Raw genomic sequence first — 25,365 nt, 5'->3', positions numbered from 1 at the left:
AAAGTCATCTTTGGATAAATCAAAACCCCAAAGATCCATCAAAAAAGCCGCTGAAGGAAACTTCAGCGGCTTTTTTTGTTTTATAGTCGAAATTTTTATCTATAATTTTTTTATTATCTATAATATCCAAAAAATACTCATTCCTTTCTTGATGAAACTGTATATAGTTGCACAAAGCAACCATATTGGATCGAATAATGACAGATATACCTTGGGAAATAATACAAGACATTCGCGAATATTCACGAAACCTTATCCGTGAACTTGGTTTTTTGAATAAAACAATCGCAGGAACAGACTTAACCGCGTCACAAGTTCATGCTCTTGTCGAAATCGGAAACGCAGATACGATATACGCAAGGGATCTGTCTGATATTTTACTGCTTGAAAAATCTACAATCAGCCGCTTGATCAAAAATCTGATCACGAGAGGAGAACTTTATGAATCTCCTTCTTCAACTGATATAAGAAAAAAAATTATACAGCTTACACCCCAAGGTAAAAATACAGTTCAACAAATAACGAAATTTGCAGAGCAACAAGTGGTTGCTGCACTCACGACATTACCGCAATCGAGTACAGCTGAGATTGCACAAGGATTACATAAATATAGTAATGCTCTAAAAAATTGCCGCTTAAAAAATGATCAGAAATCAGGCTTACAAAAAGAATACCCTGTTGAGATTACACAAGGCTATAAAACTGGGTTGATTGGCCGTATTATTGAAATGCATGCTCATTATTATTCTGAATTTGCTGATTTTGATGACGCTTTTGAAGCTACGGTAACAAAAGGTCTTGGTGATTTTTTTCCTCGACTGGGGAGTGAAGAGAACGCGATATGGTCAGTCACGTATAAAAACAAAATAATCGGATCTATTGCTATTGATGGTCAAGATCTTGGCAAAAATATTGCTCACCTAAGATGGTTTATTGTTGAAAGTCAGGGAAGGCCAAAAGGTTTGGGAAAAGCCCTGCTTAACCATGCCTTGAAATTTTGTGATGAAAGAGGTTTTAAGGAAATACATCTCTGGACTTTTAAGGGCTTGGATGCTGCCCGCAATCTATACGAAAAAAATGGATTTGTTCTGGCCAGTGAATATTCAGGAGATCAATGGGGTAAAACCGTTTTGGAACAAAAATTTATACGTAAAAATAGCAAAAAAAATTAAACGTATCTATAAAGGCAAAGAAAATGAATATGTTACGCGACTTATCATTACAAAGCACATTTATGGGATTGTTAGTTGCTTTTGTAGGGTTTGCAAGCTCATTTGCTGTTGTTCTTCAGGGCATAAGAGCTGTTGGGGCTTCGGAAGAACAAGCAGCAACTGCGTTAATGATTTTATCTATCGCAATGGGGGCATGTGCTATTGTTCTTAGCCTATACAGTAAGCTTCCCATTAGCGTCGCTTGGTCGACACCCGGTGCAGCGTTATTGGCGAGTACAAGCACTGTGCCTGGTGGTTTTTCTATTGCGGCTGGCTCATTTATTCTTTGTGCGATTTTATTTGTGATTGCTGGGCTGTGGAAACCACTGGGGAGAGCAGTAAATAAGATCCCCTCTGCCCTTGCCAATGCAATGCTTGCTGGGATTTTGCTCGGTTTATGTTTGGCACCTATCAAAGCAATTGCGGAAAAACCATTATTCGGACTTTGTATATTGTTAGCCTGGATCATAGCTGGCCGTATAAATAAATTGCTTGCCGTTCCAGCAGCCCTAACCGCTTTAATTCTTATTATGGTTTTTGGTATCGATTTTACGACAGCCAATAAAAACGAACTTTTCAGTAATATAGTACCTTCGTTTACAATGGTCTTCCCTGAATTTAGTTTGGCTGGTTTAATCGGGATTACCATTCCCCTTTTCATTGTAACAATGGCTTCGCAAAATGTACCTGGTATTGCGGTTTTAAAAATTCATAACTATGAGCCAAACTCAGGGCCTCTTATTGCGATTACGGGATTATTTTCCGGTATCAGTGCGCTTTTCGGGGGGCATGCCGTTAATCTGGCAGCTATTACAGCAGCAATGTGTGCGAGCGAGGATGCTCATCCGGATCCGACAAAACGTTATTGGTCTGCGGTTATAAGTGGTCTTGGTTATATCGTATTTGGCTTACTTTCCGGGCTTGTGACAACATTTGCTGTTATTGCCCCCGGCATATTGATTGCGGCTGTAGCCGGCCTTGCTTTGATCGGTGCTTTTTCCAATGCTGCTCTGGCTGCATTTAATGCCCCAGATATCAGAGAAGCATCGGCTGTTACCTTTCTTATCACTGCCTCTGGTGTTTCATTTTTTGGAATTTCTGGCGCTTTTTGGGGGCTATTGGCGGGCGGTTTAATTCTTTATATAACGCATCTATTTTCTCTAAGGAAGAATCACGTAGCTTTAAGTCAAGAATACAACGACAAATCATAAGGCGATATCAACATATGATATCGCCTTATGATTTAATTAAATTTGTTTGTTCTTGGGAAGCCAGTCGGCGGCAAACGTCCTGCACTTGCCCTACGTCCATGCCAATCAATGATTTCATTACGTGTCCATGTACGCCCTGACGTATCACACCAGGTTAGTCCCTCACCTTTTTCCAAACCATTTTTAAAGGTTTTGATATCGGATAGACCGCCGTCTTTATATTTTTGGAGAATAACACCGCGACCTCTTGCCATTTCTGGTAGCTCTTCAAGTTTGAAGACCAACAGTTTCCTGTTCTCGCCAATGACGGCCACCATGTCATCGTGCTCACTAATTTGGTAACAGATGAAAGCGCTTGCCCCATCGGCCACATTTAGAACTTGTTTGCCTGTCCTGGTTTGGGCAATGACATCGCTTTCATTTATCTGGAAGCCTCTACCATCTGTAGAAGCCAGTAACAGCTTTTGTCCTGGGCGATAAACAAGAATATCGACAATATCCTGATCATTCGGCAAATCCAGAATAAGACTTAGGGGTTCACCAAAGCCACGGCCACCTGGTAGTTTGTCAGCACCTAATGTATAGAAACGTCCGTTAGTCGCAAAAACAAGGAGCTTGTCAGTTGTTTGTGCAAGTAAAGAGAAACGTCCTGTATCGCCCTCTTTGTATTTGGCATCACTTGTGTCGTCTTGATGACCTTTTAGCGCGCGGATCCATCCCTTTTCAGAGCAAAGGATCGTCAAGGGTTCTTTTTCAATTACAGCTTCAAGCGGTACAATAACATCCGTTGGCGCGTCCGTAACTTCGGTACGACGTTTACCAAGTTCTGTTTTCTGACCATAGGCTTTACGCAAGTCTTTAATTTGATTACCAACGATTTCCCATCGGCGTTCTTCCCTTGCCAAAATATCTTCCAGATCAGCTTTTTCAGCTGTCAGATCATCATGTTCGCCCTTAATGGCAATTTCTTCAAGCTTTCTCAAGGCACGTAAACGCATGTTGAGAATAGCTTCAGCCTGTATCTCAGAAAGCGAAAAGCGTTTTATAAGTGCTTGTTTCGGTTTATCTTCTTCTCGGATAATCTTGATAACTTCATCCAGATTAAGATAAGCAATCAAATAACCTTCAAGAATTTCAAGGCGGTTTGCAATTTTACCCAGACGGTAATTACTTGCCCTGACAAGAATAACATGTCGATGATCCAGGAATGCCTGTAAGACTTCACGCAAATTCATCACGCGTGGAACCTGATCTGCATCCAGAACGTTCATATTTAAACTTGCCCGACTTTCCAGTTCAGTCAACTTAAACAGAGATTCCATCAAGACCACAGGATCGACATTACGGCTTTTGGGTTCAAGAACGACACGAATATCTTCAGCGGACTCATCGCGAACATCGTTGAGCAAAAAGAGTTTTTTATTGTTAATAAGCTCAGCAATCTTCTCGATAAGTTTGGACTTTTGAACCTGAAACGGGATTTCGGTGATGATAATCTGATACTGTCCTGATTTCAGGTCCTCGGTTTCCCATTTGGCCCTAACCCGAAAAGAACCGCGCCCAGTGCTGTAGGCTTGCAGAACGGCATCGCGTCCTTCAACCATAACACCACCCGTGGGGAAATCTGGCCCGGGGATAAAATCTATAAGTTTATCAAACCCAACATTTGGGGTCTTGATCATATATAGAAGCGCATCACATATTTCACCAACATTATGTGGAGGGATAGATGTTGCCATACCCACGGCAATACCCTGTGCCCCGTTTGCTAACAGGTTGGGAAAAGCAGACGGTAAAATGCAGGGTTCATCAGATTCACCGTCGTATGTCGGACGCATATCAACAGTATCTTGATCAATGTCCTTAAGAAGTTCGCCGGCAATAGCAGTCAGGCGGGCTTCTGTATACCGCATTGCCGCGGCATTATCCCCGTCAATATTACCAAAGTTACCCTGACCATCAATGAGAGGAAATCTCAAGGAAAATTCTTGCGCTAATCTGACAAGGGCGTCATAGATCGATTGATCACCATGGGGGTGGAATTTACCCATGACATCCCCGACAACACGGGCTGACTTTTTAAAACCAGATCCGGGATCAAGTTTTAGTTGTCGCATAGCATAGAGAAGACGTCGATGGACAGGCTTTAAACCATCGCGAACATCCGGTAAGGATCTGGACATGATAGTTGATAGTGCATAACTGAGATAACGGTCAGAAAGTGCATCAACGAAACGAATATCCCGAATTTCTTGGGATGGAACTCTATTTGAAGAACTACTCATATACCCCTCACAAACTCTTCTGTCATTTTACCCAACAGTTCCATCGAAGCAACTTGTTTGAATGAATAAGGGGCTGTTAAGAAAAAGAAATCATCAATTAACGGGAAAAGATAGTAAGTTTAAACAATAACTAAGCTATAAAAAATTTTCAATTAGACGATCACGCACCGACGGTAGTGATTTATCGTGGGGATGAAACAGGTGACGTTCTAAAAAATGCCCTGCAATTTTGAGCCCTTGAGAAATTTCGGTCGTCCCGCCGCCGCCTTGCCCTAGTAAGAATAATGGTAGCGGAAAAAGCTTATCTTTGTATGGCTCTCCTGCTGCGAAAGATACCGCTCGGCCGGATTTAGGACTGATGTAAGCAAGCTGATCATTATTACCGCCACCAGCACAAGCAGTAAGGTCGATACCAAACCCCAATGCTGATAGCTGAGCCAGTTCCCAGCGAACGTAAATCTCGCCCCAAAAATCACTTTCGAGATGTTCTAAAAGAACGAGAAAACCTTCATAAAAGGATGAATTTTCCTCGCGTTCAGGAACTGATTGCTCGCAGATTGCGGCAGCAGATAACAAAGCAGCAAGACGCCCAGGCTCATCAAAAAGACGACCAGAAATATTATCCAGAACTTCGCCATCATAATGTCCTAAATGTTCAGCTAAACGCCCACCCCACCGAACATGCAGGCGGTTTCCCGGCTCATATGTTGAGCGTTTTTTGATACTTTGCCCGCCCCTTACCAAGCCAGCATGGCGTCCGTGCTGACGGGTTAAGACCTGTGCAACCAGATCATTTTCACCAAAGGGCCGCGCAGAAAGAAGTATCCCCTCGTCTTCCCAATGTATCATCACCCAACTTTCCAAAGAACAGAAAGTGAACATTGTAATCGTTTTCAAATCAGAGATCTAGAAAAGAGTACAGTGAACCATAAAAAAATATTGTTAGATTTTAACTGTTAAAATCCAACCCCATTTCCCGATATCTTTCCGGGTCATCAGCCCACTTTTCACGCACCTTTACATAAAGAAAGAGATGTACTTTTCGCCCTATTGTTTCTTGTAAATCATGTTGGGACTTGGACCGGATCAACTTTATTGTTCGACCGCCCTTGCCCAGACACATTGCTTTATGTTGTTCTCGTTGAACATAAATTGTCTGGGATATCTTGACGCTACCATCGTCAAACTCTTCCCAATTCTCGGTTTCGACCGTTAAATTATAAGGAAGTTCATCATGAAGGTTCAAAAACAGTTTTTCGCGTGTAATTTCTGCGGCAATAGATCTCATGGGGTGATCTGACAGTTGATCCTCGGGATACAACCACATACCCTCGGGGACAATGCTAGCAAGGTGATCCATTAGGTCGTTTACGCCATCACCTTCTTGCGCAGAAATCATGAATATTTCCGAGAAAACACCCATGGCCATAAACTCTTGCGCCAAAGCCAATAGTTTTTCCGGTCTTATGGAATCAATTTTATTCAGCGCCAAAATTGCTTTACGTTCCTGCTTTTCCAGCCCGGCGATAATAGCACGTGTATCTTCGCCAATTTTCTTTTTAGAGGCATCGTGCAGAACAACCACAATTTCTGCGTCCCCTGCGCCCTGCCAAGCTGATGATACCATGGCACGTTCCAAGCGTTTTTTCGGTGCAAATATGCCAGGCGTATCAACAAAAATAAGTTGCGCATTTTTATGCATCGCGATCCCGCGAATTTGTGACCTTGTGGTTTGGACTTTGTGGGTCACAATGGAGACTTTTCCGCCGACCATCCGGTTCATCAGGGTAGATTTTCCGGCGTTAGGGGCCCCGATAAGCGCGATAAATCCACAGCTCATATCAGAGGGTAAGTCAGAGCTATCTTTCACTTCGGAAGGTGTTTCTTGATTGTTACTCATTATGAGATGCCATTTTCACTGATAAGTCGTAGAAGTTCGTTTGCCGCTTCTTGCTCGCCTTTGCGTTTGGAATTACCTTGCTTAATAACAGGATCAAGACCTTTGACGGAAACTTGGATATTAAAAAGAGGCGCATGTGGCGGCCCTGAACGAGAAATTTCCTGGTAGGTTGGAAGCGGCAACCCACGGCCTTGGGCCCATTCCTGAAGGGTTGATTTTGCATCTTGTGGCGGGGAAAGATCCTGATTTAAAAGTGGTTTCCAGTTCTTTTCAATAAAGCTCTGGGCCGCTGCATATCCCCCGTCTAGATACAGAGCACCGATTAAAGCCTCACAAACATCCGCTTGAAGGGCCGGATTTTCCCGTTCACCACTTTCTTCTTCGCCTTTTGCCAAGACAATCAACTTATCAAAGCCAAGCTTTTGTGCAACAAGCGCGAGGGCTTCTCTACGAACCAATGCGGTAAAGCGTTTTGCCAAAGAGCCTTCGCTTTCCTTTGGAAAACTCCGCAAAAGCATATCTGCAATAACAAGCCCCAGAACTCGGTCCCCCAGGAACTCTAATCGTTCATAGCTATCAGCGACGATCAAATGACGCCCACAAGCACTCGGATGTGTCAGGGCTTGTTTGACTAAATTTGGTCGATTAAAGTTATGTCCTAGTTTATCCGTAACCACAGCAAGATTATGGATAAAGGTTTCATCAGTTGATGCCATTAAAGATGCGTCCAAATCTGATCATTGAGGGCCATTTCCAAACTTCCCACCAATCGCCGTAATCTTCGCCACCATCATCACCGCGGTGTGAGAAGAATAGCATGTCTGCCCGGCCAATAAGGTTTTCATATGGTACAGGGCCAACCTCATTTAATACTCGGCTATCCGTACTATTGTCACGATTATCCCCCATAAAGAAATAATATCCATTTGGTACAAGGTAAGGCCCAAAGTTATCTAAATATCCCGTATCGCTTTTCTCCCAAATTAAATGCTTTACACCATTGGGTAACGTTTCTTCATATTCATAAGCTTTAAGAGGAATTCCATCGCGACCGTCGCCAATTCTGACAAGCTTTCGTGGAACAACTTCATTATTAATATAGAGTTGTCCCTGTTTCACTTGAATTGTGTCACCGGGCAAACCAATAAGGCGTTTAATAAAATCAATATTGACGTTTGTTGGCTTCCGAAAAACGATGACATCGCCTCGCTCGGGCTCACTGCCAAGAATGCGGTCTTCGAAACTATCACCAAATATTTTTGCACCAAAGGGGAAGGAATACTTACTGACGCCGTAGGAAAATTTAGAAACAAAAAGATAGTCACCGATTAAGAGCGTCGGTTTCATTGAGCTTGAAGGAATATTAAAAGGTTCAAACAAAAAAGTTCGTACCGTCAAAGCGATTAACAGTGCGTAAACAACTGTTTTGACAACACCTTCGTCTTCTTTTGTTTTTTCCACGTCTTCTGACCCAGTCGTCATTTGTTAATTCCATTATTACTTCGGTAAAATAAGTACTTTACCTAATTATTTAACTATGTCCCGATTTAACGATGCGCCGGAATAGCAGAGATAATTACAAAAGCCTGCGCATGAGGGTAATCGTCAGATATAGTCACATGTAGTTGTGCTGTCATCCCCTGTGGGACAATATTATTTAAATGTTCACGTGCCACGCCAGTGAGTTCAAGTGCTGGCTGACCTCTGGAATTGTTCGTAACACCAATATCAGTAAAGAGCACGCCCTGTCGCCACAAACCTGTACCAAGAGCTTTTGCACAAGCTTCTTTTACTGCAAAACGTTTTGCATAGGTCGCTGCGGGATCTGGCCGAGATGCCGCCCTCTTCTTTTCTACATCGGTAAAAATCCGATTAACAAACCGATCCCCATATTTATCGAGAGACTTTTCAATCCGCCTGATATCTACAAGATCATTTCCAATGCCCAATATCATCGTGAACCCAGGGTTTCAGTGATATGATACGTAGAAAGGCAGGTCAATTTCGGGCTCTTTCAACTGAATTCACAACCGACATAGCCCGAAGCGCAGCCGTAATATCCGCCAGATGCTTAACATCAGTAACTTCGACGTCGATCATCATTTCAAAGAAATCCATAGAACGATGAACGATCTTTAAGTTGCTGATATTCCCTTGATTTTTTCCAATAACAACGGATAGACCACCAAGGCAACCGGGTTCATTGGCAACAATCAGTTTAAGTCGGGCCGTGTGTTGCGGGCCTTCAACCTCCATGGAATCCCAAGAAACATCAATCCATCTCTCTGGTGTGTCTTGATAATTAACCAAGTTATCACAATCAATTGTATGGATTGTAACGCCTTTGCCAGTCGTAACGATTCCAACTATGCGATCGCCAGGTAACGGATGACAGCAACGGGCATAATGTACGGCCATTCCCGGAATAAGCCCCTTGATGGGGAGTCCATTATCTTTGGAACCTGATGTCTTTTGCTTCTTACGCTGTGATCCTGGGCTTGGGGATTTCGGCAAAACACGGGCGCCGGGATAAACCGCAACAAGCACTTCTCGGGCAGAGTGATGTCCTTGCCCGACACTGACATAAAGATCTTCGGATTGATCCATATGGAACTTGCCAAGAATGCCTTCAATGCCCTTTTCCGTAAACTCGTAACCTTCTTGACGGAAGACCTTCTGAACCATTTGATGGCCGAGAGAGTTGTACTGATCACGTTCCTGAAGTCTTATGTATCGGCGAATACAGGCTTTGGCCTTACCTGAAACAACAAACTTTTCCCAATCCGGTGATGGCTTCTGGTTCTTGGATGTTAAAATCTGGACCTGATCACCATTATGCAAAATGGACCTAAAAGGTACCATTCGGCCATTAACCTTGGCCCCGACACAGGTATTTCCAACCTCGGTATGTACGGCATAAGCAAAATCAATTGGGGTCGAACCACTCGGTAAGGAAAGCAGTGCCCCTTTCGGCGTAAAGCAGAAAACCTGATCCTGAAACATTTCCATCTTGGTATGTTCCAGAAACTCCTCTGGATTTGATGCGTGATCCAAAATATCCAGGAGTTCACGAAGCCAGCGGTATTGACGCCCCTCCATGTGTTCTCCGCCCTGCTTGTAAGACCAGTGAGCTGCGACACCCATTTCCGCAATATCATGCATTTCTGCCGTGCGGATCTGTATTTCAATTTTGTGTTTTTCAGGCCCAATCACACAGGTGTGGATCGACTTGTAACCGTTGGGTTTTGGCGTTGATATGTAATCTTTAAAACGGCCAGGAACAACAGGGTAACTACCGTGGATGACCCCCAAAGCCTGATAGCAGTTAGCCATATCTTTAACGATAAGACGGAATGCCATGATATCTGAAAGCTGCTCAAAGGTGACAGCTTTGCGCTGCATCTTCTTCCAAATAGAATAAGGCGCTTTGAGACGACCAAAAACTTCACCCTCAATTCCCTGAGCTTTAATTACCTTGTTCAGCTCATCAATGATCTTTTTGGCAAGGTTATCATCATCCTCACCTTTCAGGAAATCCAAACGCTTAACGATAGATTCACGCGCTTCTGGATTAAGTTCAGCAAAAGAAAGATCTTCTAGTTTATCTTTAAATCTATGCATACCGATACGCTCGGCCAAGGGGGCATAGATATCCATAGTTTCACGGGCGATACGGCGGCGTTTTTCTTCTTTTTTGATGTATTTAAGCGTTTGCATATTATGCAAACGGTCCGCCAGTTTTACCAATAACACCCTGATGTCATCAGACATAGCCAGAACAAGCTTACGAAAGTTTTCAGCGTATTTACTTTCTTCGGATTGTAGCTCTAGTCGGGTAAGCTTTGTGACCCCATCAACGAGTCTGGCAATGTGGGCGCCAAAAGCCTTTTCAACAGTTTCCAGACTGGCTTCGGTGTCTTCGACGACATCGTGCAGCAAGGCTGTTATGATGGAATTATGATCCAATTTCAGATCAGTAAGGATACCCGCGACCTCAACAGGGTGCGAAAAGTACGGATCTCCTGATGCCCGTTTTTGAGACCCATGATATTTGGTCGCAAAAACGTATGCTCTGTTTATAGCATCTTCATCTGCGTCATGATCATAAGACTTAACGCGCTCAACCAACTCAAACTGACGGATCATGGTGGATCAAACAGCCCTTATACAAAAATATAGCCTTCCAGAAAATGATACGCCCTGAAAAGGCGTAGGCCAAGCTCTGGAAGGCTATATTCTTAGAATTATTTGCTAAACAGAGTTTAGTTACTCAGAATCTTTAGCCAATTCGGTTGGTGTATCTTCCACAGACATACCATCAGCGTTTGCAAACTGTTCGCCAGCATCAGCAGCGATAAGGGCTTCAGGGCCAATCGCATCAAACTCAGGCTCATCTTCATCAACTTCAGAAAATGCGGCTTGTTTTTGAAGACCTTGAACCAAAGAAGCCTTCACAGCATCAAGGCTGATAGTCTCTTCAGCGATTTCGCGAAGAGAAACAACGGCGTTTTTATCGTTATCCCGCTCTACAGTAAGTGGAGCGCCAGATACGATTTCCCGTGCGCGCTGGGCTGAAAGCATAACAAGTTCAAAGCGATTAGGAACTTTTTCTACACAATCTTCGACGGTAACGCGTGCCATAGATGATAACTCCAGTAGTCGTAGTTAACCCTTCAACAGGGTATTGAATCGGTGCAATATATGAAGCAGTCCATGGAAACGCAAGGATAATCAACATAAATCCGCTAAAAAACTTTGCTTTAACAATGCGGATTAATTTTCAGAAGAATTATCAGAATATTCAATTGTTTCCTGATCAACTGGTATTGCCGTTGAAAGCTCTTTAGCTGTCTTTCCCATTATCGGATGAAGCCAGCCTTCATCAATATCCAACAAAGGCAAAAGGACAAAAGCTCGTTCATGCATGCGAGGATGGGGAACAATAAGATGATCCCCCGGCGTGCTTATAAAATCGTCATAGGCGATCAAGTCCAGATCAAGTATGCGCGGGGCGTTAACAAAAGGCCTAACGCGACCAAACTCATCTTCAATGCGATGCAGTAAATTCAACAGCTCGTTTGGGCCTAAATCGGTTTTAATTTGTGCAACAGCATTCACATACCACGGGGCATCAGAAATCGGTACTGGCGCCGTTTTCAACCACCTTGATTGTTTTACGATTTCAGCCCCAAGCTCCTCCAGTCTAATAAGAGCTTCCTTACACGTTTGCATAGGAAGGCCATACTTAGGACTCTTGAGGTTGGCCCCTATTGCAATAATGATCACTTGGTTACTACCTTAACGATTTTCATTCTGACTTATTAGTTCAATATCACATCGACACCAAACTTAATACAGAATTGATAATAGCTTGGCCAAGTTACCCACAATCGGAAGGTGTAATTATCGGAGTAATGCTTGTAAAATTAGAAGGTCATATTTGTAACTAAAAAAAATAGCTAAAATAATAATTTTAATTACCTTTTAATGTCTTTTTACTTTAATTTGATTATTGATAGATGAACAAAAAAGAGTAAGCTCGTATCAATAAGAAAAGAATATAACTTCACGAGATCTGTTACTAAAAAAATATCTCGGTATTTATCATCGTTAATTTATATTCTGGACATTTTTTAAATATATTTTTTTAAGGATTTAAAAATGCAATTTTATCCTCAGGAACGCGTAGCCCTATTTATTGACGGATCTAACTTATATGCCACAGCGCGTGCACTGGGATTTGATATTGATTACAAAAGGCTTTTGTCATTGTTCGCTGAGCAATGTAGTTTAGTACGCGCCTTTTATTACACAGCACTCATTGAAGATCAGGAATACTCACCGATACGTCCCCTCGTCGATTGGCTGGACTACAATGGGTACACCATGGTGACAAAGCCAGCCAAAGAGTTTACCGACGCTGCTGGTCGTAAAAAGATCAAAGGAAATATGGACATTGAACTGGCAATTGATGTCATGGAAATGTCTGAGCATATTGAACACATTGTTCTGTTTTCCGGAGACGGTGATTTCCGCCGCCTTATCGAAGCCGTTCAACGAAAAGGCGTTAAGGTAACTGTTGTCTCTACCGTCCGCAGTCAACCATCTATGATAGCTGATGAACTTCGACGCCAAGCAGATATCTTCCTCGACTTAATTGAGCTCAAAAGCGAAGTTGGCCGCAAAGTTTCTGATCATAATCGCCCGACGCCCCCGACGCCCATTCAGGCACTGGATCAGCAGCCCGCTGATGAAGATGACTATGATGATGAATATTACGACGATGACGATGATTATGATGAAGTCGATGATAGAGATTAATGCTTCACCTTGTTAACTCCCCAAAAAAAAGAGCCACCCAATTTACCGGGTGGCTCTTTTTTTTATGAGACAGAAAACAGAAACTTTTATCCGCGATCTTTTAGAATGCGAGATTGTTGACGCTTCCAATCTCTCTCTTTTTCTGTGTGACGCTTATCAACCGCTTTTTTACCACGGGCAAAACCAAGATTGATTTTGGCAATCCCCCTGTCGTTAAAATAGAGAGACATCGGCACAATTGTGTACCCGTCTCGCCGACACATACCGATCAACTTTGCGAGTTCTTTGCGATGAACAAGCAATTTACGATGTCGTTTCGGCTCGTGATTAAAACGGTTAGCGGCTTCGTAAACAGGTATATTCGCATTGATCAAAAAGAACTCGCCATCTTCTTCGCTGGCATAGGCCTCTTGTATCGACGCCTTACCTGTACGCAGGGACTTTACCTCTGTTCCAGTCAGAACCAGACCAGCTTCCAGGGTGTCCTCAATATTATAGTCATAACGGGCGCGGCGGTTAACCGCGACCGTATTTCCCTTACCAGAAGAAGTGCTTTTCTTTTTTGACTTAGCCATCTATCTAACCGTCGATTAATCCTGCATGCACCATAGCAGCACGAACACGATCTTCAGTCTCTTTGCTTACGGCAAGAAGTGGCAAGCGTAACCGATTAGCTCCCCACCCCAAAAGATGCATACCATATTTCACAGGCCCCGGACTTGATTCAATAAACAACACTTCATGCAGAGGTGTTAGAATATCATTAATCTTGCTTACCTTCTCATAATCACCAGCCCACCATGCTTCATGTAATTCCGAGCAAAGTTTTGGGGCAATATTCGCCGTCACAGAAATGCATCCATGACCACCAAGAGAAAGGAAAGGCACGATTGTCGCATCTTCACCACTCAACAATGTGAAGTCATCACCGCAGGCTAAACGAGTTCTTACAGGCAATGCCAAGTCTGCAGTAGCATCTTTGATACCCTGAATACGCGGCAATTCGGAAAGCCGTTTAACTGTGTCGACATCAATATTCACAATACTGCGACCAGGTACATCGTAAAGGATGATCGGTATATCTGTATTGTCGTGAATAGCCTTAAAGTGTTGATAAAGCCCTTCTTGAGAAGGCTTGTTGTAATAAGGGGTTACAACAAGAGCAGCATCAGCGCCTACTTCTTGAGCGTGGCGGGTGAAATCAATGGCTTCACGTGTAGAGTTTGAACCGGCACCAGCAATAACTGGCACCTTGCCCTTTGCAACTTCAAGACAGAGTTCTGTTACACGTTTATGTTCGTCGTGACCTAGGGTTGGCGATTCCCCCGTAGTTCCGACGGGGCATACCGCCTGGCTCCCTTGATCGATCTGCCACTGTACGAAGTTCTGAAACCGTTTCTCGTCAACATCACCATTTTCGAGCATGGGTGTTGCGAGAGCAGGAAAAGAGCCTCTAAAAAGCGGGCCGGTCATAGCGATACCTCAAAATATCATCGTTGCGTTGTCAAAAGGGCCGAATGCCTTAATGAATGGCGGAGAATAGCGACAGATTTGCATTGCGAAAAGGCCAAATAAAGGCTTCGGTGTTATTTCTTTAATAGTTTAGGGATATCCTTGTTAAATATTTGCGAATTTAACGCCAAATTTAAGAATAGAATCGCGGCTGTCTATTTTGTGATCATCCTTTTGTGGTCACAACCGCGAGTGACTGTTAAGGTTTGATCATGTTTGAATTTACGCGCCGGCTTCGGAAAAAAAAATCATTAAAAATAATCGGGATCATCGGGATTCTAGGAAGTATTGATGTGCTACAGGATACGCCCTATGCATTTCAAATGTCTCCATTAATCCGGGATGCTGAAGCAAATACAGCAGCAACGACAAAAGATTTTATGACCGATAAAGCAGCCTTTAAGTCGGTTGCTCAACACGTCACTCAAAAGCAATACACGCGCGCCCAAGCACAAGCTAAAAAAATTCAAAATTCTCTTATGCGGGATATTGCCCTTTGGATGATCTATTCAAATGACGGCGCTACGCGAGATTTTGAAGCTCTTGCTAAATTTACAGACGAACCTTTGAATTGGCCACGACAAGCAAAGCTGACGCGTAACGCAGAAAAGGTTCTCCCTGATTCGTTTTCTGATCAACAAATCCTAACCTGGTTCAAAGACAAAGCGCCTAGAAGCTATTACGGCCTAACCAGATATACCTCTTCACTTAAAGCAACCGGTCAAAACGGAAAACTGGAAAGCACTGTCAAAAATTTCTGGATACAGCAATATTTAGGAAAAACAGACGAGAAAAAATTTATCAATAAATACCAGTCATTAATTACAGTACAAGATCACATTGATCGACTTGATATCTTGATTTGGAACAAACATTTTGTTGCAGCTCAACGACAATTATCCCGTGTGCCCAGCGATTATAAAAACCTTGGAAAAGCAAGAATCGCACTGCTTACAGGTAAAGGAAATGTAGATGGTTTGATCAATCGAGTTTCCGCTAAATTGAAAAATGATCCCTCTTTGATCTATGCTCGCGCCAGATGGAGATTAAAAGCCGACAGGAACCAAGAAACCATTGAACTTCTTGATCCACCGATACCAACAGCAAGACAAGCCGAGAAATGGTGGCCTATCCGGCATTGGGCAGCAAGAAAGGTTCTTGTACAAAGAGATTATGAAAAAGCATATCGTATTGCTTCCGGACATGGCCTGACACAAGGCGTTGGCTTTGCCGAAGGTGAATTTCTTTCTGGTTGGATAGCCCTCAGAAAATTGTCCATGCCCCGCAGGGCTTATACACATTTTCACCAACTTTATAACGGTGTTAAATCTCCAATCAGTAAAGCGAGAGCGTCTTATTGGGCGGGTCGAGCCGCAAAAGATATCGGCCATGATGACTGGGCAACTCGTTGGTACAGTCTAGCGGCAACATATCAAACAACCTTTTATGGACAACAGGCAAACTATGAGCTTGGTCAAGAACCTGTCATACACGATTCAACCAAGAAAATAGAGCCCGTCCAACAAGGCATATTTAATGACAAGAAAATTGTTCGTGCAATAAAACTTCTGGACCAACTAGATCAAGATAAATTGGTCATAACCTTTTTGACTCGTTTGCGTCTGGATGCACAGACTGACGAAGATCATATACTGGCCGCAGAATTGGCAAACAAAGTTTCTCACCCAAATATTGCCTTGAGAACAGCTAAATCTGCCCGACAAAAGGGAATCCTTTTGCCAGATCTCCTATATCCAGAGATGCAAATTGATACAATTAAAGATTCTCATGCTGATCCTGCGCTTGTTTTAGCGCTCATCAGACAAGAAAGTGAATTTAATCACAAAGCAATCAGCCATGCAGGTGCACGGGGCTTAATGCAACTTATGCCCGCCACAGCTAAATCTGTCGCAAAAAAGGAAAAGCTATCCTATAAAAAGCGCCAGCTAACAGATGATCCCACTTATAACATACAACTTGGCACGGCCTACTTATCTGACTTAATAGGATCATTTGATGGATCGTATGTTATGGCACTAGCGGGCTACAATGCGGGTCCTCACCGCGTTCGTAAATGGGTTAAAGATTACGGAGACCCCAGACATGCAAATGTCAACATTATCGACTGGATGGAACAAATCCCCTTTAATGAAACCAGAAACTACGTCCAAAGAATTCTGGAAAGCCACGTCATGTACCGCAACAAATTAGAACAGACAAATACGGCAATTACGGGCAATCTTCCTTTTTCTTTGTGGGGACACACAAACTCTGGTGGCTAAGAACCGCTGTTTTTCCCATTAATCCTAGGATCTGTTACTAAAATCCACAAATTTCCTTAGCCTAGACATGATAAAATACGCTTAAGGCTTTTCTGCATTCATTCTCTTACGGTTATCTGACATGACAAATCCAGACATCAAGGCATTTGTATTTGATGCTTATGGTACCCTTCTAGACGTGCATTCAGCAGTTCGTAAATTATCAGAAGAACTTGGACCTGATGCACAAAGCATTTCAGATATCTGGCGCACAAAACAATTGGAATATTCCTGGCTCCGTAGCCTGATGGAAGCACATAGTGATTTTTGGACGGTAACCTCAGACGCCCTCACCTATGCACTGAAATATCACGATATGGAAGATCACGATTTGCATGCACGATTGATGTCTTTATATCTTGAGTTAACAGCTTATCAAGATGCACTAAGCACTTTAAAAGAAATAAATAAATATAAATACACAACGCTTGTGCTGAGCAACGGATCTCAGGAAATGCTGGATAAATCTATAAAAAATTCAGGCCTCCAACCGCTTCTCAATAAAGCGATTTCAATAGATGATGTACGTATCTATAAACCGAGCCCACTAGTATATAAATTGGCAACTGATTACGTGGAGTGTCAGCCTGATGAGATACTATTTGTTTCCGCAAACGCTTGGGATGTCGCCGGAGCAAATTATTTTGGCTTTAGAGTGGCATGGATCAATCGTTTTAAGCGACCGCCAGAAGTTTTACCTGGCAGGCCTGAATTTATAATTGATAGCCTTTCTGAACTAAAGCAACTCTACCAGCTCAACACCTAATATTTATTTGGAATTACTGACAATGTCATCGATAGCACTTCCAACTTACAACGATATTTGTAAGGCCCGTGAGAACCTGCACGAAATAGCAATCTATACACCGCTTATCGAAAATGCCGAGTTAAACCATATTACTGGCGGGCGTATTTTCCTAAAAGCTGAAGTTCTACAGCATACAGGCTCCTTCAAATTCAGAGGAGCTTATAATTTCATCTGCACGTTATCTCAGAAGCAGAAAGAACAGGGGCTTCTGACATTTTCATCTGGAAACCATGCCCAAGGCGTAGCTTATGCATCTAAGTTACTTAACGCCAAAGCCACAATAATAATGCCGAGCGATGCCCCTGAAATTAAAATAGAAAACACACGTTCTTATGGAGCAAAGGTCATCCTTTATGATCGCTTCAATGAAGATCGGGAAGCAATTGGTGCTGAGATTATAAATTCCACAGGTGCCCTGTTAATCCCCCCTTATGATCACCCCCTTATTATTGCGGGCCAAGGTACATGCGGCACAGAGATTATTGAGCAATTATCAGATAAAGGCATTATTCTAGACGCCATGGTTTCTTGCTTTGGTGGTGGAGGTTTGACATCCGGTATTGCTCTTGCGATTAAAGAGAAATCCAAAAGTACCAAAATCTATTCTGCTGAACCCATGGGATTTGACGATATGTCCAGATCCTTGAAAGCAGGAAAGCGTGTAAGCAATGATCCGAATGCCAGATCTATTTGTGATGCAGTTTTAACTCCTACTCCCGGCAAGATACCCTTTTCGCTTTGCAGTGAGTTATTGGAAGAAGGTCTTGTCGTTACAGATCAAGAGGTAAAAGCAGCAGTTAAATTTGCCTTTAAAACACTTAAACTTGTTGTCGAACCTGGTGGTGCGGTTGCTTTGGCTGCAGTACTGCACAACAAGCTACCAACAAAGAAAAAGGCCATCGCTCTTACCCTGTCCGGGGGGAACGTTGACCCTTCAACTTTTAAAATATGTCTAGAGAGCTAATTCGAGTTATTCCACGAGGAAGAGGCACCATATATACTTGATTTCTTTTCCTCCTTTTTATCCTCTGACTTAACTTCACTCAAAGGCGCCGCAGCAGGAGTAACACCTGATCCATTGGTAGATGAAGAAGCTGTCGAAGGTTGAGCAGATGAAGATACCGATGCTCCGCCATCGACAGCACTTACAGGGCCACTATTCACATTTGTTGGCGGTGAAATTTTTGCCGTTGTTGCTTCAGGAAGAGTGCTGACAGAAGGTTTTGACGATTGTTCAGGTTTATCAGAGATACGTCTGAACTGTCCCTCAACTTGGGCACCAGCTTCTATCGCTATTGATTTATGTAATATATCACCAACAACCTTAGCTGTGCTTGCCAGGGTAATTGTATCAGCATTTAGCTGTCCGCTTACCATCCCGCAAACTCGGACTTCATCAGCTTTGACAGAACCGGTTACAACCGCTTTTTCACCAATTGTAACTGCACGGCAAATTACATCACCCTGTACATTCCCATCAATTTGCAAATCACCTGTAGAGGTTAAATCGCCAACCAGGCTTAAATCAGGACTCAAAATAGAAGGTATCCCCGAAGGTGTAAGTTTTTTAGGAGTATCAGTTGTAGTGGCAACTTTTGTGTTTGTTTTACTGGACTTTGAAAACATGTCTACCTGCCAAAATAAATTTACGGGGATCTACGGGCTTATTATTATAAAGCACTTCATAATGAACGTGAGGCCCTGTGCTCCGTCCAGAATTACCAAGAAGCGCAATCTTCTCTCTATGAGAAACTTCCTGACCTTGCTTTACGAGCAACTTTCTAAGGTGAGCGTAACGAGTACGGATACCATTTCCATGATCAATCTCAACCATACGGCCATAACGTCCACGCCAACCAGAATAAACAACCTTACCAGGCGCTGGGGCATAAACGGACGATTTCATCGGCGCAGCCATATCAAGGCCATTATGTACAGAAGTCTTACCTGTAACCGGATCGCGACGTTTACCAAACGAACTGGTGATACGATATTGATCAATTGGCGTCGTCAACGGTAACTTAGCAACAACTTCTTGCAGATTTTCCCAGCGCGTTAGTTGCATATCCAGTAAATTAACAGATTCTTCAAAATCTGCACTTTCTTGTATTTCATCGACAGGTATATATGGCCCGCCCTGACCTGTATTCAAATCCTCTGACCCAAGGAGGGTATCCAGATTAAGCCCCGTCATCTCAACTGTTTTTTCAATAACACCTAAACTATATTTTGAACGTTCTGTTAGTCGGTCAACAAGTTCACGTTGGATGTTGGATACTTCAATAAGTGAATTCTGAAGCTGACCGACCTGATCCTCCAGGCCTTCATTATCCTCACGATACATATCAAGGATAGAAGCCTGCTCTATAAATTTATCTCTGGCTTCTTTTGATGATTTGTCTGCAACTCTTCTTGCCTCCATCAAGGAAGACATTTGAGCTTGCTGTTCATCAAAAAGTTCGTCTTTTTCGGCAATCTGCCCCTTTAAGCTGACAATTTCAGCTTCCAGATTTTCGACATTTGCCAGAATTGTAACTTTATTAACTTCCAATTCTTCTTTTGCCGAAGTAACAGACGCAAGTTCTTCTTGAAGTTTCAGAAGTTTACCGCCGAGCATTTTACCAGCTTCAGCAGACTTAAACCTCTCTTCTTCCGAAGTAGCCAAAACCCGACGTAATTGTTTAGCTTGAGTTTCTAAAGCTGCGCTTTGTCCTGCAATCGTCTCTAAATCATCTTCGAACTGATCAAGCTTGTCTTCCAAAACCTGTCGAGCTAAAGCGACACGTGCGCGCTCGTTTTCAGAGTTTTTAAGGCTAACAACTTTGGTGTTTTCATCCGTATCAACCTCATTACCATCAAGAAGACTGATAAGTTGATCCTGGTTTTCCTGCAGATCATTTGTAATTTTAGAGAACTGGGTGTGATACTCACCAACTTGCTGTAAAAGATCAAAATAGTTGAGCTTTTGTTCTTCAATGATTGTATCTTTTTGCGCAAGTCTTTGTTCCGTATAGAACATCGTTCCAGAAGAGAACGCAATCCATCCTGTTAGAGCAAGAACACTGGTTGCAATAGTCTTCTGAAACCTAGGTGTCAGGCGAATAAACTTAACCTGATCATGGGAACGGATATGGATTTCACGCTGAGCAAAAACCTGGTCAACTTTAAGTTTTGCTTTTCGCGCGAACTCATGCACGTCCATTCTTCCCCCCTCTTACCTTCTCGATTGTATTTCTACAAAATACCCCGTAGCGGAATTTTTGTATATAGGATGGCAAATAATTCTGGGCGAATTTATACATCATGATTTCACTTCTTTCAAAGAGAAACCGCGAGCAACGTATATTTGTCTGTACAACAGGAAGCATTTCAATGCTCCGACTTGTTACAAGGGAAGCTAATCCCTTCATAAATAATACAAAAAAACATTATGATATTAAAAGGTTAATAGAAAAATAACATTAACCAGACAACAACAACGACAAAAACTCACTTGCAACAACTTCTTTGAACATAAAATGGCTAGTTATCTGGTACAGCCCCTTTATTTTTAAAGAGCATTTTCTGCAGAAAACAGTGAATAAATTAATAAACGACATTTTATTTACGATATGGCAACACTTATATGAACAAATTTGTTTACGACAAAAATAAGCGCATTAGATAATCATAATAGGGATAAAAATCATGCTTGGGTCGGGGGACCATCAAAAGTCCACAATATGGACTTTACGTAAAATTCTTTTTTTGATCGGTCTATTGGCCTCAGCAGCAATTGTAGCAGCCCAGTTTTGGTCTTTTGAGAAATATAAAAATTTCTCTCTGGATACATTGCAGAAAGAAAGTAGTTCTCAATTTCAGCTTATGGTGCTTGAACGGGTCGTTCAGACCTACGAACCCAAGCTCTATACGCTGGGTTCCGACTGGGCCAGATATGCACATCTCGTCAAAGCGATGAAGACCAACGATCCAGAAGAAATTGCAACGTTTGATAAATGGTACCGCGACAACAAAGAAATCCAAACTGGTGAAATTTCCCTAATTTCAACACACTTTTACAATCCGGATATGGTACTGATTACGTCATCACAAGATGGGCGTATTACAAATAACGAAACAATACTAGAAGAGCTAAAAGCACGAGATAAAAAAGCCAAACGGAAACCTATTTCTTATATTTGGACTGATCCAAATGGAAGACCAGTTCATTCAACAATCTTCCCTATTGGTGGATTTAAGGTTGCTGGCTTTGTTGAACTGGTTACTGACCCCATGCAGTACCTTGAAGGAATTAGTGAAACATTAGGAGCTGATGTTACAATTTATGACCCTTCTAGCGAAACAGGATTTGCATTCCAAGAAAACAGTCACAAGGAGGTCTCTTCTTCCGAAACAGAGGAAGGAACTGAAACAACTGATACTGAAGAGGCAAATGAACCTGAAGCAAATGACAAAACAACAGAAACCAAAGTCGACAGCCTCACATTAAAAGACGGCCTAAAACTAGATGGGTCAACAGCATATATTACAACGACAATAACGGGTACATACGATACTATTTGGGCAAAGGCGACTTTGGTACGTGACGTAAGTGACTTTGCCGAAGGATCTCAACAATTAACTGAGGATGCAATTAAAGTACTCGCTGGCGTTTTCCTAACAACCTGGCTTATTGCTTTCCTTATGCTGCGATTTGCCGTTTTTGGTAAGCTAAAATCCTTTGCCAAAGCGATGACATCCATCAGCGAAGGCGAAGTTGATATTACCCCGCCAACTGTGGGGCCTGACGAATTCAGAACCATGGCAACCGCATTGGATCAACTCAGCAATAGCGTTGCCCAAGTCTTTCAACTGCAAAACATGGTTGAAACAAGCCCCATGTCTACCGTAATGATTGATCTGGAAGGTACGCTTTCTTTTGCAAACCTCAAAGCCAGAAGTTTTATCAATCCTGAAAACACAGATAGTGATTTAACAGAAACAACCGGCAATTTCTTTCAGCTTGATGAAGCAGAATTTAATGAGCTGACTACGCCGGAAAATCTGCCCATGACACGTTTGGTTATCTTCCAAGGTCGTCAACTGGAAGTATCAGCATCCGCTGTGATGGATAATGCTGGTGAATTCAAAGCCTGTATGCTGACTTGGCTTGATGTGACGGATCGTGAAAGTAATAAACAAGCGGCAAGTGAATTGATCAGTAGTGTTCAGCGCGTTGCTGACCGAGTGAGCGCCTTGTCAAAGAATGTTGAAGAGACATCGACGTCTTTGAATACACAATCACAGACCGTTACCCAGCAAGCAGAAAATACACAGCAACTTGCACAAAGTGGTTATGATTCAGCACAAGGAGTGACCCAGACAACGGAAACAATGTCTCATGATATCAGGACAATTAATACTGAATCTGATCACGCAAGAAGCACATCAACAGAGGCCTTAAGTCACCTAACACAAGCATCTGAAACGGTGACCCAACTACGTAGTTCCAGTGACAAGATCAACCAGATTAATGAATTGATTACTACGATCACCAATCAAACCAAGATCTTGGCTATGAATGCGACAATCGAAGCAGCAAGAGCTGGCGAAGCTGGTAGAGGGTTTGGTGTTGTTGCTTCTGAGGTGAAGGCCCTTGCTGAACAAACAGCTTCTGCGACAGATCAGGTAGCGGCAATGATTAAAGAACTACAGGTACATGCCCAGGCCACAACAGATAAAATGGAATCAATTGATACCGTCATGCATCAGGTTGGCGAAACTCAGAATAAGATATCAGATTCTATTAACGAACAAGATCGTGCTGCTGGTGAAATTGCCAAGAACATTGAAAGTATGGCGCAGGGATCAAGACAGATTGTTGATCTGGTAAATGATGTACACCAACAGTCAATAAATACAGGCAGTTCAGCACAAAGTCTTCTTGGAACCTCAAAAGAACTTGCCGAGGAAGCAGAAAAACTAAGTGAACGCTTATCCGAATATCAGAAACATCTAGACCAAGCTGGATAGAGAAAGTTACAGCTATCTTCCAAATTAAAAGGCGATGATTTATTTAATCATCGCCTTTCTTTATGCACGGTAAAATTCTTTATCTTCTCTTAAACTCTGCTGTATTCTCTCTCTAAAACACCATCAGGCGTCAATTGAATATGGCTCATACGTCGCGCGACATAGTTCTGACGCCAGCTGATCATCTTCTGAGTATATGATAACACAATGGAAGTGTAGTCTGGGCCTTCAGCGCGATTAACCGTTTCATCCGGATCTTTTTTCAGATCAAACAACAGTGGTGGAAGAGTTGTAAAGTGAACATATTTATAATTATCATCCCGAATGATTGTCATCACGCATTGATCACTTGTTAAGCCGAATTTTTCTTCTGCTTTGTACGTCTTCAAATCTCGAAAATCCACTTCCCAATGCACCTCACGGCGCCATTTATCAGGTTCATTTCCTTCAATGAAAGGTCGCAAAGAGTGCCCGTCACACTGCATGGGTGGCTTCATTCCCATCACGTCAAGAACGGTCGGCATAATATCGACAGCTTCTGTAAAATGATTATCAATGACCTGCCCGCGTGATGGATTTGCTTCTTTTCTGGGATCTCTGATGATCAAGGGAATATGGCAACTCTCGTCAAAGTAACCGAGTTTCCCCCACAGCCAGTGATCGCCAAGTTGTTCCGCGTGATCAGAAGTGAATACAATGAGAGTCTTGTCATACTGGTTAGTATCTTTAAGCGCTTGAATAACGCGACCTATCTGATCATCAACCTCAGAAATCAAACCATAATAAGCGGCTCTCATTTGTCTAATTTCATGATCAGGAAGGTCACGGACATTTTCCTCGTGCCCCATATAAGCGCCGACCTTGGCCATGTTATCCAGAGCAAAATCCAAATATGGATGTTGCGCTTTCTCTGTCTCGACATCCTTTGCACGATGCGGTATTGCAATGTCTTCGGGGTTATACATTGTATTGTAAGGTTCAGGCGCAAACAAAGGGGGATGCGGCCTCAGGAAAACACCGTGAAGAAACCAGGGATCTTTGTGGATATTAATATAGTTGATAAGCTTATCAGCGATAAAAGCAGTATCACTGCTATCCTTATCATAACCTGGAGGTGCATAACTCAGCCCCCTCGTCTCTACATCAGGATAATCATTTTGACCGATTGTAATATCAAACTGGTTCTCTGGTAGTTGATATCCTTTGGCTTCCAATTCCCCGAACCAGTCAACAGCCATTTCCTCGCTGACCAAAGATCCAACTTTAAAACCGGGCATCACCCCGCAATACGTTTTTAAATCAGGATCATTTTTATCACGGCCTCTGGGATCAACGGGCGTATCCGTATAGCCATAGAGTGTTGGCTCGTATCCCTTTTTACGCGCTTCTAACGCAATATTGGTAAAGGTCGCATCCAACGGCGTTCCATTTGACACATGACGATGGTTCATTGCGTACATAGACGTTAACAGCGACGTTCTGGAAGGGCCACAAGGAACACACTGCGTATAGTGCTTTCTAAAAGCTAGGCCATCCGAGGCCAATTTATCCAAATTGGGTGTCTGTACCATATGCCCCGCAGATGAAAGACACTCCCCGCGCCATTGATCCACAGAAATAAGTAGGATGTTTCTAATTTCTTTGTCTGTCATGTTTTCACCGAAACTAAACGGATTGGCGACTATTCAATTGCTCTTATTTAAAAGCTTGTTCTCTGCACAAGTATAGATCCACTTTGCCATTACTGACCAAGCCACAACAATGAATTTTTTATAATAATTACA

At 42.7% G+C, this 25,365-nt stretch carries 21 protein-coding genes; 7 read left to right on the top strand and 14 right to left on the bottom strand.

The genetic code is table 11. The annotated features are described in order from the left end of the window. Positions 1 to 197 precede the first annotated feature (197 nt). Together ACN0QW_RS18390 and ACN0QW_RS18385 are read left to right on the top strand one after the other, a co-directional pair. Positions 198 to 1,172, top strand: a complete 975-nt coding sequence (locus ACN0QW_RS18390; RefSeq protein WP_417433587.1) for a bifunctional helix-turn-helix transcriptional regulator/GNAT family N-acetyltransferase — start codon at positions 198 to 200, stop codon at positions 1,170 to 1,172. Positions 1,173 to 1,195: 23 nt separating this feature from the next. Then, positions 1,196 to 2,422: a benzoate/H(+) symporter BenE family transporter gene (locus ACN0QW_RS18385; RefSeq protein WP_417433585.1), complete on the top strand. Its 1,227-nt coding sequence runs from the start codon at positions 1,196 to 1,198 to the stop codon at positions 2,420 to 2,422. Between the two features lie 32 nt (positions 2,423 to 2,454). On the opposite strand, the gene parC is transcribed toward ACN0QW_RS18385, so the two are convergent. From parC to folK, 9 genes are all read right to left on the bottom strand, one after another. Next, complete coding sequence (parC, locus tag ACN0QW_RS18380) at positions 2,455 to 4,707, bottom strand: DNA topoisomerase IV subunit A (protein ID WP_417433583.1); 2,253 nt, start codon at positions 4,705 to 4,707, stop codon at positions 2,455 to 2,457. 135 nt (positions 4,708 to 4,842) lie between these two features. Further along, positions 4,843 to 5,556, bottom strand: coding sequence for a DNA repair protein RecO (gene recO / locus ACN0QW_RS18375; RefSeq protein WP_417433582.1), 714 nt, complete (start codon positions 5,554 to 5,556; stop codon positions 4,843 to 4,845). Positions 5,557 to 5,656: 100 nt separating this feature from the next. Next, positions 5,657 to 6,607, bottom strand: a complete 951-nt coding sequence (gene era / locus ACN0QW_RS18370) for a GTPase Era (protein WP_417433580.1) — start codon at positions 6,605 to 6,607, stop codon at positions 5,657 to 5,659. Then, positions 6,607 to 7,323: a ribonuclease III gene (gene rnc, locus ACN0QW_RS18365; protein WP_417433578.1), complete on the bottom strand. Its 717-nt coding sequence runs from the start codon at positions 7,321 to 7,323 to the stop codon at positions 6,607 to 6,609. The genes era and rnc overlap by 1 nt, the downstream gene beginning before the upstream one ends. Further along, a complete protein-coding gene (lepB, locus tag ACN0QW_RS18360; protein ID WP_417433576.1) occupies positions 7,310 to 8,089 on the bottom strand; it encodes a signal peptidase I in 780 nt (259 codons plus the stop codon). The genes rnc and lepB overlap by 14 nt, the downstream gene beginning before the upstream one ends. A gap of 65 nt (positions 8,090 to 8,154) precedes the next feature. Beyond that, positions 8,155 to 8,562 carry a holo-ACP synthase gene (acpS, locus tag ACN0QW_RS18355; RefSeq protein WP_299373728.1) on the bottom strand — a complete coding sequence of 136 codons (408 nt, stop codon included), beginning with the start codon at positions 8,560 to 8,562 and terminating at the stop codon, positions 8,155 to 8,157. A gap of 43 nt (positions 8,563 to 8,605) precedes the next feature. Next, positions 8,606 to 10,753 (bottom strand): RelA/SpoT family protein, encoded by a 2,148-nt coding sequence (locus tag ACN0QW_RS18350; protein WP_417433574.1) that lies wholly within the window; start codon positions 10,751 to 10,753, stop codon positions 8,606 to 8,608. 120 nt (positions 10,754 to 10,873) lie between these two features. Further along, complete coding sequence (rpoZ, locus tag ACN0QW_RS18345) at positions 10,874 to 11,248, bottom strand: DNA-directed RNA polymerase subunit omega (RefSeq protein ID WP_299373725.1); 375 nt, start codon at positions 11,246 to 11,248, stop codon at positions 10,874 to 10,876. Positions 11,249 to 11,380: 132 nt separating this feature from the next. Beyond that, the gene (gene folK / locus ACN0QW_RS18340) at positions 11,381 to 11,893 is read right to left on the bottom strand and encodes a 2-amino-4-hydroxy-6-hydroxymethyldihydropteridine diphosphokinase (RefSeq protein WP_417433571.1); all 513 of its coding nucleotides are present in this window, start codon (positions 11,891 to 11,893) and stop codon (positions 11,381 to 11,383) included. 375 nt (positions 11,894 to 12,268) lie between these two features. Between folK and ACN0QW_RS18335 the strand changes: the two genes are divergently transcribed. Next, positions 12,269 to 12,928: an NYN domain-containing protein gene (locus ACN0QW_RS18335; protein WP_299379265.1), complete on the top strand. Its 660-nt coding sequence runs from the start codon at positions 12,269 to 12,271 to the stop codon at positions 12,926 to 12,928. Positions 12,929 to 13,014: 86 nt separating this feature from the next. Here the strand turns inward: ACN0QW_RS18335 and smpB are convergent, their stop codons facing one another. Together smpB and dapA are read right to left on the bottom strand one after the other, a co-directional pair. Then, positions 13,015 to 13,503: an SsrA-binding protein SmpB gene (gene smpB / locus ACN0QW_RS18330; RefSeq protein ID WP_299379264.1), complete on the bottom strand. Its 489-nt coding sequence runs from the start codon at positions 13,501 to 13,503 to the stop codon at positions 13,015 to 13,017. 4 nt (positions 13,504 to 13,507) lie between these two features. Further along, complete coding sequence (gene dapA / locus ACN0QW_RS18325) at positions 13,508 to 14,401, bottom strand: 4-hydroxy-tetrahydrodipicolinate synthase (RefSeq protein WP_417433569.1); 894 nt, start codon at positions 14,399 to 14,401, stop codon at positions 13,508 to 13,510. 251 nt (positions 14,402 to 14,652) lie between these two features. On the opposite strand from dapA, the gene ACN0QW_RS18320 reads away from it, so the two are divergent. The 3 genes from ACN0QW_RS18320 to ACN0QW_RS18310 all read left to right on the top strand — a co-directional run bounded on the left by ACN0QW_RS18320 (position 14,653) and on the right by ACN0QW_RS18310 (position 18,533). Beyond that, complete coding sequence (locus ACN0QW_RS18320) at positions 14,653 to 16,722, top strand: lytic transglycosylase domain-containing protein (protein WP_417433567.1); 2,070 nt, start codon at positions 14,653 to 14,655, stop codon at positions 16,720 to 16,722. A gap of 121 nt (positions 16,723 to 16,843) precedes the next feature. Beyond that, positions 16,844 to 17,527, top strand: a complete 684-nt coding sequence (locus tag ACN0QW_RS18315; protein WP_417433565.1) for a haloacid dehalogenase type II — start codon at positions 16,844 to 16,846, stop codon at positions 17,525 to 17,527. 22 nt (positions 17,528 to 17,549) lie between these two features. Then, positions 17,550 to 18,533, top strand: coding sequence for a threonine ammonia-lyase (locus ACN0QW_RS18310; protein WP_417433563.1), 984 nt, complete (start codon positions 17,550 to 17,552; stop codon positions 18,531 to 18,533). Here the strand turns inward: ACN0QW_RS18310 and ACN0QW_RS18305 are convergent. Next, entirely contained in the window at positions 18,530 to 19,195 is a 666-nt protein-coding gene (locus ACN0QW_RS18305) for a bactofilin family protein (RefSeq protein ID WP_417433561.1), read from the bottom strand. The two genes, ACN0QW_RS18310 and ACN0QW_RS18305, sit on opposite strands and share 4 nt — an antisense overlap. Beyond that, positions 19,176 to 20,771, bottom strand: coding sequence for a peptidoglycan DD-metalloendopeptidase family protein (locus tag ACN0QW_RS18300; protein ID WP_417433559.1), 1,596 nt, complete (start codon positions 20,769 to 20,771; stop codon positions 19,176 to 19,178). Before ACN0QW_RS18300 ends, ACN0QW_RS18305 begins: the two co-directional genes overlap by 20 nt. A gap of 485 nt (positions 20,772 to 21,256) precedes the next feature. Here ACN0QW_RS18300 and ACN0QW_RS18295 point away from each other — a divergent pair, with 485 nt between their 5' ends. Continuing rightward, entirely contained in the window at positions 21,257 to 23,581 is a 2,325-nt protein-coding gene (locus ACN0QW_RS18295; RefSeq protein ID WP_417433557.1) for a methyl-accepting chemotaxis protein, read from the top strand. Positions 23,582 to 23,670: 89 nt separating this feature from the next. Here ACN0QW_RS18295 and ACN0QW_RS18290 read toward each other — a convergent pair whose 3' ends face one another. Further along, positions 23,671 to 25,233 carry an alkaline phosphatase family protein gene (locus tag ACN0QW_RS18290; RefSeq protein WP_417433555.1) on the bottom strand — a complete coding sequence of 521 codons (1,563 nt, stop codon included), beginning with the start codon at positions 25,231 to 25,233 and terminating at the stop codon, positions 23,671 to 23,673. Positions 25,234 to 25,365: the final 132 nt, after the last annotated feature.

The sequence above is a fragment of the Kiloniella sp. genome, from assembly GCF_048259265.1.
Lineage (GTDB): Bacteria > Pseudomonadota > Alphaproteobacteria > Kiloniellales > Kiloniellaceae > Kiloniella.
The sequence above is the reverse complement of the archived record's forward strand: the minus strand, read 5'-3'. Positions and strand labels throughout refer to the sequence as shown.

Excerpts from the sequence above, each read along its gene's own strand:
- ACN0QW_RS18390 (WP_417433587.1), top strand. The coding sequence starts at position 198 with ATGACAGATATACCTTGGGAAATAATACAAGACATTCGCGAATATTCA.
- ACN0QW_RS18385 (WP_417433585.1), top strand. The coding sequence starts at position 1,196 with ATGAATATGTTACGCGACTTATCATTACAAAGCACATTTATGGGATTG.
- parC (WP_417433583.1), bottom strand. The coding sequence starts at position 4,707 with ATGAGTAGTTCTTCAAATAGAGTTCCATCCCAAGAAATTCGGGATATT.
- recO (WP_417433582.1), bottom strand. The coding sequence starts at position 5,556 with ATGATACATTGGGAAGACGAGGGGATACTTCTTTCTGCGCGGCCCTTT.
- era (WP_417433580.1), bottom strand. The coding sequence starts at position 6,607 with ATGAGTAACAATCAAGAAACACCTTCCGAAGTGAAAGATAGCTCTGAC.
- rnc (WP_417433578.1), bottom strand. The coding sequence starts at position 7,323 with ATGGCATCAACTGATGAAACCTTTATCCATAATCTTGCTGTGGTTACG.
- lepB (WP_417433576.1), bottom strand. The coding sequence starts at position 8,089 with ATGACGACTGGGTCAGAAGACGTGGAAAAAACAAAAGAAGACGAAGGT.
- acpS (WP_299373728.1), bottom strand. The coding sequence starts at position 8,562 with ATGATATTGGGCATTGGAAATGATCTTGTAGATATCAGGCGGATTGAA.
- ACN0QW_RS18350 (WP_417433574.1), bottom strand. The coding sequence starts at position 10,753 with ATGATCCGTCAGTTTGAGTTGGTTGAGCGCGTTAAGTCTTATGATCAT.
- rpoZ (WP_299373725.1), bottom strand. The coding sequence starts at position 11,248 with ATGGCACGCGTTACCGTCGAAGATTGTGTAGAAAAAGTTCCTAATCGC.
- ACN0QW_RS18335 (WP_299379265.1), top strand. The coding sequence starts at position 12,269 with ATGCAATTTTATCCTCAGGAACGCGTAGCCCTATTTATTGACGGATCT.
- smpB (WP_299379264.1), bottom strand. The coding sequence starts at position 13,503 with ATGGCTAAGTCAAAAAAGAAAAGCACTTCTTCTGGTAAGGGAAATACG.
- dapA (WP_417433569.1), bottom strand. The coding sequence starts at position 14,401 with ATGACCGGCCCGCTTTTTAGAGGCTCTTTTCCTGCTCTCGCAACACCC.
- ACN0QW_RS18320 (WP_417433567.1), top strand. The coding sequence starts at position 14,653 with ATGTTTGAATTTACGCGCCGGCTTCGGAAAAAAAAATCATTAAAAATA.
- ACN0QW_RS18315 (WP_417433565.1), top strand. The coding sequence starts at position 16,844 with ATGACAAATCCAGACATCAAGGCATTTGTATTTGATGCTTATGGTACC.
- ACN0QW_RS18310 (WP_417433563.1), top strand. The coding sequence starts at position 17,550 with ATGTCATCGATAGCACTTCCAACTTACAACGATATTTGTAAGGCCCGT.
- ACN0QW_RS18305 (WP_417433561.1), bottom strand. The coding sequence starts at position 19,195 with ATGTTTTCAAAGTCCAGTAAAACAAACACAAAAGTTGCCACTACAACT.
- ACN0QW_RS18300 (WP_417433559.1), bottom strand. The coding sequence starts at position 20,771 with ATGGACGTGCATGAGTTCGCGCGAAAAGCAAAACTTAAAGTTGACCAG.
- ACN0QW_RS18295 (WP_417433557.1), top strand. The coding sequence starts at position 21,257 with ATGCTTGGGTCGGGGGACCATCAAAAGTCCACAATATGGACTTTACGT.
- ACN0QW_RS18290 (WP_417433555.1), bottom strand. The coding sequence starts at position 25,233 with ATGACAGACAAAGAAATTAGAAACATCCTACTTATTTCTGTGGATCAA.